The sequence below is a fragment of the Rhizobium sp. CB3171 genome (genome assembly GCF_029714265.1).
Lineage (GTDB): Bacteria > Pseudomonadota > Alphaproteobacteria > Rhizobiales > Rhizobiaceae > Rhizobium.
This window is the reverse complement of sequence record NZ_CP121653.1, coordinates 70,799-81,989: the sequence shown is the minus strand read 5'-3', so window position 1 is coordinate 81,989 and position 11,191 is coordinate 70,799. Positions and strand designations below refer to the sequence as shown.

Sequence of the window (11,191 nt, the reverse complement as noted above, 5' to 3'; positions counted from 1 at the left end):
CATCTGAGGCAGCCATGACCGAATTTGAACTCATCCGCCGCCCGGCACTTCCCGTCGGGGAACCAAAGGTGCTCGGGGGTCTGGCACTGGAGGCGGTCACCGATGGTGTGATCCTGCAGCTATTGGCCCGCCCCGGCGCTGTTACCGAGGCCGGCATTCTGGCGGCGATCGGGCAAACAGAAGGTCTGAGCCTCAGAAACTCCGGTCCTGGACAATGGTTGTTGGTCGCCGATGGCGCTGTTGATGTTGATGTCATCGCCGATCGTCTGGCGACCGTCGCCTATCTGGTGGACCAAACGCACGGACGCAGCCGGATCCGTATCAGGGGTCCGCAGGTGCGTCAGCTCCTGGCAAAGGGTACGGGCGTGGACCTGCATGACAATCAATTCCCCATCAACCATGCCGTGATGACGCTGATCGGCCATATCGGCGCCAACCTCGCCCGCACCGGCGAGGATTGCTACGAACTCCTCGTCCTGCGCGGATTTGCCGACAGCCTATGGCATGAGCTTGAGATCATGGCCGCCGAATTTGCGTGAGGTGACGTTCGTGATCGGCGATCTGGGCAGCGCCCAAACATGCAAACTTTAACATGACATTAACTTATCTACGTCAAAAATGGGGCGGCTAGGCGGCGCGCAAAAGACGAGATGATGATGGGTTGTGTTGCAATAAAATACCTGGGCGATTTCAAGGATCTCTCCGAGGTTCCCGCCCATAGACAGCTACGCGACAGCGAACTGCTGGAACAGCTCAGGAAGGCGGTCGATTTCCGCCACATCGCTGTCGGCGGGCTGGATCTCGCCGGGTATCGGATTGGACGGGGCCGTTCCATCGATACCGATATGCCGCCTGCTTATATCGATACTTACTTCGGAGAAAAGCTCGGTCTGTCGGACCCGCTGGTCATCCAGTCGCTGAACCGAACGACGCCGCTGAGTGACGAAGAAGCTTTTGACATCTCGCCCCCCTCGCAACGCCTTCAGTATTTGCTGCGGGCCTACAGGATCGGGCTACGCTTGCAGGTGCCATTGGCGAGAGATGGCGTCGTCTACGGTGGCGTCTGCTTCACAAGAGAAAAACAGTTCACGGCAAGCGAGCGGGATTTGCTCCTCTTTTTTTCCGAACCACTGCATCGGGTAATCACGAAGCCTTTGATGGATCGTTTCGCTGCCGGCGTCCTTCGTTTGACGAACGGTGAGTTGCGAAGCCTTGAACTCGCCAGCAAAGGGTTGACGAGTGAGGAAATCGCCGATGCTTCGGATTATCGACCGGAAACCATCAATAGCTATCTGAAAAGCGCGACGAAAAAACTCGGTGCGGCCAATCGCGCCCATGCGGTCGCCGAAGCGATTCGCCGAAACCTCATAAACTGAGGCGACGGACCTTCCCGATACCGCCTCCTCTTCGGAGTGCGCTTAGCGCCGCATAGAGATATGCCGCTGCGTCCCTGCATTCGCCAAATCATCGCATCCGAAAAGCGCAGAAAATATCCGATATACGAAGACTTTAGCGATGTGCCTTGAGGATCTGACTTTGGTTAACGCCAAATAAAGGAAATCGCCCAAATTTGGGGTTATCGAAAGGGCGGATGGACGCCAGCGCCGACATGACGACGGGTTTCGATGTGATTGAGGTATGTGCCCAATCGCGGTTTAAGCCCATTGTTTTCGAGGTCGAGAATGTCGAGTCGCTCCATGCATGCCAACAACAGCTCCAATTCCGCAGGCAACGGTGACGCCGCCGGCGCAAAGACCCGGCGTCAGAACGTCGAGCGCCGCCTCGACTTCATGCAGCTCGATCAGGACGGTCGCGCTGGCATCCGATCCCTAAAAACTTTGATCGAACGCGAACTGCCCCATGGTCTGGACAAGTTCTATGCGCAATTGCGCAAGAGCCCAGAGGTCAGCCGCTTTTTCTCCACGGAGGAGAACATCGCCCGGGCGAAGGGTGCGCAGATGGGCCATTGGCACAATATCGCCGATGGCAATTTCAATGAGGAATATGTCGGCAAGGTTCGTACGATCGGCACTGTGCATGCCCGCATCGGCCTGGAGCCACAATGGTACATTGGCGGCTACGCCATCATTATCGACCATCTGATCAAGAGCGCCGTCGAGGAAATCTTCCCCAAAGGCGGGATATTCTCACGAAAAACAATGAAGAGTGCGGACTTCGGCAAGGCACTTGCCAGTCTCGTCAAGGCTGTGATGTTGGACATGGACTTGGCGATCTCGGTCTATATCGATGAAGCTGAAATCGCAAAGCAGAAGGCTCAGGCCGAGGCGATCGACGCGGAACGCCAGCTCGTCTGCGACAGCTTCGGCAAAGCGATGGCGGCAATCGCCGCCAAGGATATCAGCTACCGGATCGATGACGACCTGCCGGCGGCGTATCACGCTCTGCGTGACAACTTCAACAACGCTCTTGACCAGTTGTCGGCGACGATCGAGCAAATCAATGGTGCCGCTTCACAGATCAACTCTGGCTCACAGGAAATTCGGTCCGCTGCGGATGATCTTTCCAAGCGTACCGAACAGCAGGCAGCCTCCATCGAGGAGACCGCTGCTGCACTTGAGGAAATCACCACCACGGTCAAGGATTCCAGCCGGCGTGCCGAGGAAGCTGGACAACTGGTTGCAAAGGCTCGTATCGGCGCCGAAAAATCCGGTGACATCGTGAGGCAAGCGGTCGCCGCAATGGGTGCAATCGACGGCTCTTCGCGGGAAATCTCGAATATTATCGGAGTGATTGACGAAATCGCCTTCCAGACGAACTTGCTGGCGCTGAATGCCGGTGTCGAAGCGGCGCGGGCCGGCGACGCAGGTAAGGGTTTTGCCGTCGTCGCGCAGGAGGTTCGCGAACTCGCCCAGCGCTCGGCCAAGGCCGCAAAGGAGATCAAAGAACTGATCAACAATTCGGGCGAGCAGGTAAAGGCGGGCGTGACTCTTGTTGGAGAAACCGGAGAAGCGCTTACGGTCATCGCTGACGAGGTCAAGGAGATTGATCGGCATATCGGCGCGATCGTTCGAGCATCCACAGAGCAAGCAACCGCTCTGCAGGAAATTAATACAGCCGTCAACTCGATGGATCAGGGCACGCAGCAGAATGCCGCGATGGTAGAGGAATCCACCGCCGCCAGCCATGCACTCACGCTGGAGGTCGGTCGCATCGCTGCAATGCTCAGTGAATTCAACATCGGCAAGGCATCGGTATCCCGGGCTCGCTCAGCTAAGCAAAGCGACATGCCCACGGCATCTCCTGCACGGGCGCTGGGAGCCAAACTCGCCAAGGCCTACGCGACGCAAGGCAACCTGGCGGTCGCGGCTACCAATTGGGAGGAATTCTAATCCGGTGCGGCTTTGGCGGGATTTGAATAGTTAGCCGAGCAAAGAAACTGCCCCGTACGCCTTTGGTTACGGGGCAGCAACACAGCTAGATGCCTGCAGCGTTTACCAGACAGAGACGTCGCTGGACGGCACGCTCGCTACGAAACAACCCGGTTGCGACCGCCCTTTTTCGCCGCATAGAGATTCTGATCGGCGATCTCCAAAATCTCGTTCGGAGAATTGGCGGACAGGCTACCGGCGACGCCTATGCTGATCGTGACGCACAGCCCGTTGCAGATCTGCGCCCAGTCCCAGCGTTCAATCGTCGAACGCAGCCTCTCGCAAACATCGGCCGCCCCTCCGGGAGGGCCCGCCAGCAGAACAACGAACTCCTCGCCGCCAAAGCGGATCGCCTGATCGGTGATCCGCAACTGGTTGCGCAATATGGTTCCAATGGCGCTAAGCACCTGGTCCCCGATCATATGGGAAAAGTTGTCATTGATCGACTTGAAGTGGTCTACATCCAGCATCGCGATGGAATATGGGCGCGTCTCGGACGCTAGCTCCTTGAAGCGGCTGTCGAGATATTTGCGGTTATAGAGCCCAGTCAGCCCATCCAGATAAACGGCGCTGGCAAGGATATCAGTTTCCTCCTGCAATTTCTGATAGGAGGCCTCCAGCGTTTCGGCGCGCTTCGACTCTGTCTCCGCGACTTCCTTAAGCCGTTTGGTTTCATAATAGATTTCGGCGAGACGCGCGCGCTGTTGGGTTCTCTCGGCGCTGTTTTGCAAATATGCCTGGTGGAACTTCTTATGCGTCTCCAGCGCCAGGTCAAACTGCCCCAGCCCTTCATAAGCCTGCGACAGATAAAGATAGATCTGGATATAGGAATCGAAACTGCCGCCGTCGCCGATCAGATCCAGCGCCTCGAGCAACAGCGATCGGGCGTCTACAAAGTTCCCGCAATTGATATGGACCTGGCCTAAAGTGTAGAGATATTGCTGCCGGTCGCGAACATAGCTGTTCTCCTGAAACGCCTCATAGCGGACCATGCACTGAAGCGCTTTGTCATGCTCGCCCAGATGGCTGTAGTAATCGGCTTCGTTGCCGAGACAAATGCGAGCGGCCCAGCTATCGCCGATCTCGATTGATATGTGGAGCGCCTCTTCCGTCAGCTCCAGCGCTCTCATCAGCATCTGGTGTCCCACTTCCGGCTCGCCGCGCGCTTGCGCGATATATCCGCCTTCCGAATGGGCACCGCCAAGATTGATAAGCCACCAGCATTCATAGGTCTTGTCACCGATCGACCTGGCGAGCTCGACGGATCTCTCGCTCATCAGAATGGCCCGGTCGGGTTGCTTGTTGTACCAGAAGATAATTCCAATGACGTTGGTGGCCAGGCTTTGCACCTTTAGGTCTTCAGTCCTGTCGGCCAAATCCAACGCGCGGGTAGCCTCTTCGATCGCTTCCTCGGGCAAGCCCAATTCCAGAAACAACCATCCGAGATACGCCCGGGCATAGGCTTCCTGGATGGGCTCCCCACTCAACTTCCAGAAGTCTACCGCCCTGCGGACATGCGTTATCCCGAGTTCGGCCTTGCCAATCTGCAAACAATACCAGGCTATATCCGTGTCGCATTGGGCGGCAATGCGATCGTCGCCCCGCGACTTGGCATCGGCATGAATTTGGCTGGCAAGTGTAAGTGCCTCAACCGAGCGGCCCGTACATCCAAGATGCCACGCTTCCTGTAGGCTGGAATTTGCTTTTTGAGTAATTGCCTCGATATCAATAGTTTGCATATTGAACGCCAATATTTGTCTTCTGGATAGCGGTAACACCAGAAGCTTAACAATGATGCTATAGCCAACAAAACATGCGACAGGCCCATTTTTATCATGGCATGTAAGTTAACGCCGTCTCAATGTTCCCAGTTAACCTTGCTTTGAGGATTGCCCGGGAAGATGGCGCCCCATATCCCAGCGCCTAACCCAGCCGCGGCGCGGTATTGCCGGATTGGGCGCAGGCGAATGATTGAAAAATGAGCATGATTTCTAATTGACTATAAAGTGAGCTTGTCATAGCGTTAAAGCAAGAAATGGCATTGATCGCCAACGGCAAATGAGCCCCGCTTTCCGCACACCCTGCGGACGGGGCTTTTTTCGTGCCGTTTGGTCGGTCGTGCCAAGCGTTCAAACCGAGATTTTGGCGTGATCAAGAATACCCCCAACGAGGATAGTCCTTTGTCTTTCGAGCGGCGTGCAATCGGCCGCTGCCCATTCGGTGGGTTGCGGAACATCCTATGATCCGAAAGCCTGTCCCTCTCTCACTTCTTTATTCGACGACGGGCACTTATGCGACGCTGGGCCGCGATGCGGTGGATGGTGCCTTGGCGGCAATCGCCGAAATCAACGGTGATTCCAGCTATTTCTTCCAATTCGACCCGCGTGTCGATGACCCAGCCGGGAGTGCGGAACGCTATGCCGAACTCGCCGAGGTCGCCATCCGGCAAAGGGGATGTCGGCACATCGTCGGCGCGATCACGTCTTGGAGCCGGAAGGAAGTGCTTCCAGTCGTCGAACGCCACGGCGCGCTGCTCTGGTACGCCTTTCCGCACGAGGGCTATGAGACGAGTGACAGCGTCATCTATCTGGGCGCCTGTCCCAACCAGCATTTGTTGCCGCTGTTCGACTACGTCTTGCCGCGTTACGGCCGGCGGCCGTTCATCGTCGGCTCGAACTATATCTGGGGCTGGGAAATTGGCCGCATCGCCCGCGAGCTGACCGAGGCGGCGGGTGGCGAGGTGCTGGCAGAGCGCTTCGTGCCGCTCGGTTCGGAAGAGGTCGATCACCTGATTGCCGAAATCCGCCTGAAGCGGCCGGATTTCATCCTCTCCAACCTTGTTGGCCGTTCCGCCCATGCGTTCATCCGGGCCTATGCGGAACTGCGTGAGGAGAACGTCGATTTTAGCGCCGAACGCCGGCCGCTCGTGGCCTGCAATCTTTCGGAAATCGATCTCACCGACCTGAGTTCGCAAGCCAAGGCTGGACACATCGTCACCAACATCTATCTGGACAGGCTCGACACTCAGGAAAATCGGCGTTTCAAGACGCGATTGGCAGCTCGCCGTGGCGACGGCCGGCCGGTCACAGGGCCATTTGCCTTCGCCTATATGGCGGTTTCCGTCCTGGCCCAGGCGATCGCCGATACCGGCACGGACGATCCGGATTTGATCCGCAAAGTGGTGACGCAGCGGCGTTTCGATACGCCCGTTGGGCCGATTTCGTTTGATCCGCGCACCCATTACGCCGGTTTGCGGCCGTATATCGGCAGGTCTGACAGCGAGGGCGGTTTCGAGATTTTTGACACCGAAACCCCTGTTGTCGAGGCAGACCCCTATCTGGTGCGTTCGATTTTTCCCGGCAGGCCGAGCGTTTATGGGCCGGGCGCGGGACTGAAGGTGGTCAAATGAGCCGCTTCGAACGACCGATGTTTTCCACTTGGCGCGCGGTGATCCTGCATCGACCGCATCCGTCCGTCGAGGCGCTGACGCGCCAGTTGGAGTCGCTGCACATCCAGGTCAAGGCCGTCTGGCCGCAGCTCGATGAGCAGGATGCACAGGCCGATGTGGTGTTCTTCGATGCCGACATGGGACACGACCAGCAATTTCCCTGGCCATCTGGTTTTTCGCCCATGCCGCTCGTCGCGCTGATCGGCTCGGAAGCGCCGGGGCGGATCGAATGGGTGCTCGCCCAGGGCTCGAACGCGCATCTGCTGAAACCGATCGGCTCGACAGGCGCCTATAGCGCGCTGCTGATCGCGTCGCATGCCTACCAGAAAGCCCGCAGCCATGCCGATGATATCCGTGCGCTCGAGGACCGATTGCGTCAGCGACCGATCGTGGTGCGCGCCGTATTGCAATTGATGCAGCAGGGATATGCCGGCGAAGCCGCCGCTTTCAAACGCTTGAGACGCATCTCGATGGATTGGGGCATGACGGTCGAAGAGGCCGCGGACGCCATCTGCAAGAACGACAGGCGTACCCACGGCGGACATTAGGAAGACGAACAAGAAGGAGACGAAATATGGAGGTAATCGAAGGCTATGCGCCCTATGGCAGTTACAGGACCTGGTACCGGATCACTGGAGACCTCGCATCCGGCAAGCCGCCGCTGATCGTCGCGCATGGCGGGCCTGGCTGCACGCATGATTATGTCGACAGTTTCAAGGATATCGCCGCCACCGGCCGCGCTGTCATCCACTATGACCAAGTGGGCAATGGCAAGTCCACGCACCTGCCGGAAAAGGGCGGTGATTTCTGGACGGTCGCCTTCTTCAAGGCGGAGCTCCATAACTTGATCGACCATCTGGGCATCCGGGACGCCTATTGCCTGCTCGGACAATCCTGGGGCGGCATGTTGTCGGCTGAATTCTCTGTCGATCGGCCGGCCGGTCTCAAGGCGCTCGTGATCGCCAATTCGCCCGCGGCAATGAAAACCTGGATTTCCGAGGCCAATCGCCTTCGCGAAGCCTTGCCGGCCGACGTGCAGGCCACGCTGCTCAAGCATGAACTGGCCGGCACCACGGGCAGCCCAGAATACGTCAAGGCAACAGACGTTTTCAACGAGCGCCATGTCTGCCGCGTCGTCCCCATGCCGCCGGAGGTAAAGCGCACCTTCGATGCCATAGCCGAGGACCCGACCGTCTACTACACGATGAACGGCCCCAACGAATTCCATGTCATTGGCACGATGAAGGATTGGTCGATCGTCGGTCGTCTTTCGACCATCGATGTCCCGACGCTGTTGATCTCTGGTCGCTACGACGAGGCGACGGAGGCTTGTGTGCAACCCTATGCCGATGAAATCCCGGATGTGCGCTGGCGGATCTTTGAACAGTCTAGCCACATGCCGCATGTCGAGGAACGCGCGGCCTGCATGGCCGAGATTGGCGCATTTCTGAATGAGAAAGCGCCGTGAAAGCAAGAGACTGTCAACGGACCGGTCGTAAATAGCAGCGGTATCGAACCATTTATAATAAGAGGGAACAGACAATCATGATGACACGAACAACAACATTTTTCCGCGCGGGGGCGGCTCTCGCCGGCCTTCTTATCGCCCAGACCATGCTTTCGGGGGTAGCCCATGCCGAGGACCGGGCCGCACTCATGGCTCAGCATCGCGGCGGCACGATGACGCTTTCGGCCGTTTCGGCGGCCGGCACCATCGATCCGATGCTCAACTATACGGCCCAGTATTGGCAGATCTACCAGATGAGCTATGACGGCCTCGTCAAGTTCAAGCAGGCGGGCGGCACGGAAGGTTTCAAGATCGTGCCCGCGATCGCCGAGGAAATGCCCGAGATCAAGAATGACGGGAAAACCTATGTCTTCAAGATCCGCAAGGGCATCAAGTTCTGGAACGGCAAGGACGTCACGCCGGCCGATGTCGTGGCCTCGTTTCAGCGGATCTTCAAGGTCAAGGGCCCAACCATGGGCAGTTTCTACAATGGTATCGTCGGCGCCGATAAATGCATGGCGGATGGTGATACCTGCACGCTTGATGGCGGTGTGATTGCCGACGAGAAGGCTGGCACAGTCACTATCAATCTCACCGCGGCGGATTCGGAGTTTTTCGCCAAGCTTGCGGTACCGCATGCGAGTATCGTCCCAGCCGATACGCCCGCCAAGGATGCCGGCACGAGCCCCATACCGGGAACCGGTGCCTACATGATCGAAAGCTACAACCCAAATGAAAAGATGGTGTTGAAGCGCAATCCCTATTTCAAGGAATGGAGCGTCGATGCGCAGCCGGACGGCTATGCCGACGAAATCGACTATAAGTTCGGCATGACCGAGGAAGCCGGCATCAATGCCGTGATCAATGGTCAGGTGGACTGGATGTTCGACACGCCGCCGACGGATCGCCTGCCTGAGATCGGCTCGAAATACGCCAAGCAGGTTCGCATCGATCCGCTCGCGGCCTTTTGGTACGCGCCGATGAACGTCAATCTGCCGCCCTTCAACAATATCAAGGCGCGCCAGGCCCTGAACTATGCGCTCGATCGTGACGCACTCGTCGGGCTCTTCGGGGGGGAAGTGCTGGCACAGCCGACTTGCCAGATCCTGCCGCCCGACTTCCCCGGTCATGTCGATGACTGCATCTATACCAAGGACCCCGGCCCGAAATGGTCGGAGGCAGATATGGACAAGGCCAAGCAACTGGTCGAGGAATCGGGCACGAAGGGTCAAAAGGTGACGGTGATCGCCGAAGACAACGCCGTTGCACGCGGCATCGGCACCTATATTCAGAGCGTCCTCAACGAGCTCGGCTATGATGCCTCGATGAAGGCGATCTCACCCAATATCGAGTTCGCATACATCCAGAATACCAACAATAACGTCCAGATCAGCGTTACCCAGTGGTATATGGATTATCCGGCCGCGTCGGACTTTCTGAATGTGCTGCTCTCCTGCAGCAGCTTCAACAAAGGCAGCGATTCCTCGATCAATATCGCCGGCTATTGCAATAAGGACCTCGACGCCAAGATGAAGGCGGCCATGACCCTTTCGCTGACCGATGAGAAAGCCGCCAATGCCGAATGGGCCAAGATCGACAAGGCCTATATGGCTGAAGCGCCGCTGGCGCCGCTGTTCACGCCGAAGAGCGTGAATTTCACCTCCGCCCGCCTCGGAAATTATGCCTTCAACAAGCAGAACCGCTGGGTCATCTCCCAATCCTGGGTGAAGTAACCATCAGGCGGCGGCGCGATCAGCGCCGCCGCCTGCATGCGTGCCTGTTGTATATGACCCGTGCGGGAAAGCGAGATGAACGCCTTGGCCGATACCCCATCTTCCGAGATCGAAAGGCTCGACGCCGTTGCGACGCGTAGCGGCGCCGGTCCCTGGCGGCGGGCCTGGAGGCTCCTGAAACGCGACAAGCCAACGATCGCCGCCGTTTTCCTGCTCCTCGTGATCGTGTTGTCGAGCCTTGCCGCGCCGTTCTACGCCGCCGATATCGCCGGCACGGATCCGTTCCGCTCCAACCTGAGCGGCAAGGTCACGGTCGACGGCAAAAAGATGAAGATCATGCAGGCCTCTACCGAGGGGCTGGGCCTCGGCGTGACCCCGATCGGGCCGACCTGGGGAACGCAATATTTCCTCGGTGCCGATACGCAGGGTCGCGACGTTGCCGCCCGCCTCCTCTATGGCGGAAGGAATTCCCTGCTGATCGCATCGGCTGCGACGGCCGTCTGTCTCGTGCTGGCCGCAGCCATCGGCATATCTGCGGGTTTTTTCGGCGGCCTCGCAGATATCGTGCTTTCGCGCATTCTCGACATTCTCTGGGCGTTTCCCGTCTATCTGCTGGCGATCTCGCTTTCGATCGTGATGATTTCGAAGGGCGTCGTGATCGGGCCGATTGAAATCACTGCCGACAGTTTGCTCCTGCCGATCGGCATCATCGGCATCATCTACGTGCCCTATGTCGCACGACCCGTTCGCGGCCGGGTGCTCGCGCTCAAGGAGAGTGAATTCGTGCTCGCGGCGGTCGGGCTCGGTATTCCAGCCTGGCGCATTCTGCTCAAGGACATTTTGCCGAACGTGTCGACCATGCTCATCGTCTTCATACCGCTGATGATGGCGCTCAACATCGTCACCGAGTCGTCGCTTTCGTTTCTTTCGATCGGCGTACAGGCGCCGGATGCGAGCTGGGGAACAATCATTCAGGATGGGCAGACGCTGCTTTATACGCGCCCGGCCGTGGCGCTCGCGCCCGGCATCGTCATCGCGCTCACCGTCCTCTCCCTCAACGTGGTCGGCGACAGCATCCGTGATGTGCTTGATCCGCGCACCAAGATTGTCTGAG

At 58.1% G+C, this 11,191-nt stretch carries 9 protein-coding genes; 8 read left to right on the top strand and 1 reads right to left on the bottom strand.

The window, feature by feature from the left end; genetic code table 11:
- The first annotated feature begins 14 nt into the window (after positions 1-14).
- From QA648_RS19655 to QA648_RS19645, 3 genes are all read left to right on the top strand, one after another.
- Positions 15-539 carry a sarcosine oxidase subunit gamma family protein gene (locus QA648_RS19655; RefSeq protein WP_283053077.1) on the top strand — a complete coding sequence of 175 codons (525 nt, stop codon included), beginning with the start codon at positions 15-17 and terminating at the stop codon, positions 537-539.
- Positions 540-656: 117 nt separating this feature from the next.
- On the top strand, positions 657-1,376 hold the full coding sequence (locus QA648_RS19650; RefSeq protein WP_283053076.1) for a LuxR C-terminal-related transcriptional regulator: 720 nt from the start codon (positions 657-659) through the stop codon (positions 1,374-1,376).
- Between the two features lie 306 nt (positions 1,377-1,682).
- Entirely contained in the window at positions 1,683-3,350 is a 1,668-nt protein-coding gene (locus QA648_RS19645; RefSeq protein ID WP_283053074.1) for a globin-coupled sensor protein, read from the top strand.
- 137 nt (positions 3,351-3,487) lie between these two features.
- Here the strand turns inward: QA648_RS19645 and QA648_RS19640 are convergent, their stop codons facing one another.
- Positions 3,488-5,143, bottom strand: coding sequence for a diguanylate cyclase (locus QA648_RS19640; protein WP_283054328.1), 1,656 nt, complete (start codon positions 5,141-5,143; stop codon positions 3,488-3,490).
- Between the two features lie 485 nt (positions 5,144-5,628).
- Here QA648_RS19640 and QA648_RS19635 point away from each other — a divergent pair, with 485 nt between their 5' ends.
- The 5 genes from QA648_RS19635 to QA648_RS19615 all read left to right on the top strand — a co-directional run bounded on the left by QA648_RS19635 (position 5,629) and on the right by QA648_RS19615 (position 11,190).
- Positions 5,629-6,798 (top strand): transporter substrate-binding protein, encoded by a 1,170-nt coding sequence (locus QA648_RS19635; protein ID WP_283053072.1) that lies wholly within the window; start codon positions 5,629-5,631, stop codon positions 6,796-6,798.
- The gene (locus tag QA648_RS19630) at positions 6,795-7,385 is read left to right on the top strand and encodes an ANTAR domain-containing protein (protein ID WP_283053070.1); all 591 of its coding nucleotides are present in this window, start codon (positions 6,795-6,797) and stop codon (positions 7,383-7,385) included. Before QA648_RS19635 ends, QA648_RS19630 begins: the two co-directional genes overlap by 4 nt.
- Positions 7,386-7,411: 26 nt before the next feature.
- The gene (locus tag QA648_RS19625; RefSeq protein WP_283053068.1) at positions 7,412-8,305 is read left to right on the top strand and encodes a proline iminopeptidase-family hydrolase; all 894 of its coding nucleotides are present in this window, start codon (positions 7,412-7,414) and stop codon (positions 8,303-8,305) included.
- An 80-nt stretch (positions 8,306-8,385) separates the two neighbouring features.
- A complete protein-coding gene (locus QA648_RS19620) occupies positions 8,386-10,077 on the top strand; it encodes an ABC transporter substrate-binding protein (RefSeq protein WP_283054327.1) in 1,692 nt (563 codons plus the stop codon).
- A 75-nt stretch (positions 10,078-10,152) separates the two neighbouring features.
- Positions 10,153-11,190, top strand: a complete 1,038-nt coding sequence (locus tag QA648_RS19615; RefSeq protein ID WP_283053065.1) for an ABC transporter permease — start codon at positions 10,153-10,155, stop codon at positions 11,188-11,190.
- Position 11,191: the final 1 nt, after the last annotated feature.

Coding starts and splice junctions, on each gene's coding strand:
- QA648_RS19630 (WP_283053070.1), top strand. CDS start 6,795: ATGAGCCGCTTCGAACGACCGATGTTTTCCACTTGGCGCGCGGTGATC.
- QA648_RS19625 (WP_283053068.1), top strand. CDS start 7,412: ATGGAGGTAATCGAAGGCTATGCGCCCTATGGCAGTTACAGGACCTGG.
- QA648_RS19645 (WP_283053074.1), top strand. CDS start 1,683: ATGTCGAGTCGCTCCATGCATGCCAACAACAGCTCCAATTCCGCAGGC.
- QA648_RS19655 (WP_283053077.1), top strand. CDS start 15: ATGACCGAATTTGAACTCATCCGCCGCCCGGCACTTCCCGTCGGGGAA.
- QA648_RS19635 (WP_283053072.1), top strand. CDS start 5,629: ATGATCCGAAAGCCTGTCCCTCTCTCACTTCTTTATTCGACGACGGGC.
- QA648_RS19620 (WP_283054327.1), top strand. CDS start 8,386: ATGACACGAACAACAACATTTTTCCGCGCGGGGGCGGCTCTCGCCGGC.
- QA648_RS19650 (WP_283053076.1), top strand. CDS start 657: ATGGGTTGTGTTGCAATAAAATACCTGGGCGATTTCAAGGATCTCTCC.
- QA648_RS19615 (WP_283053065.1), top strand. CDS start 10,153: ATGAACGCCTTGGCCGATACCCCATCTTCCGAGATCGAAAGGCTCGAC.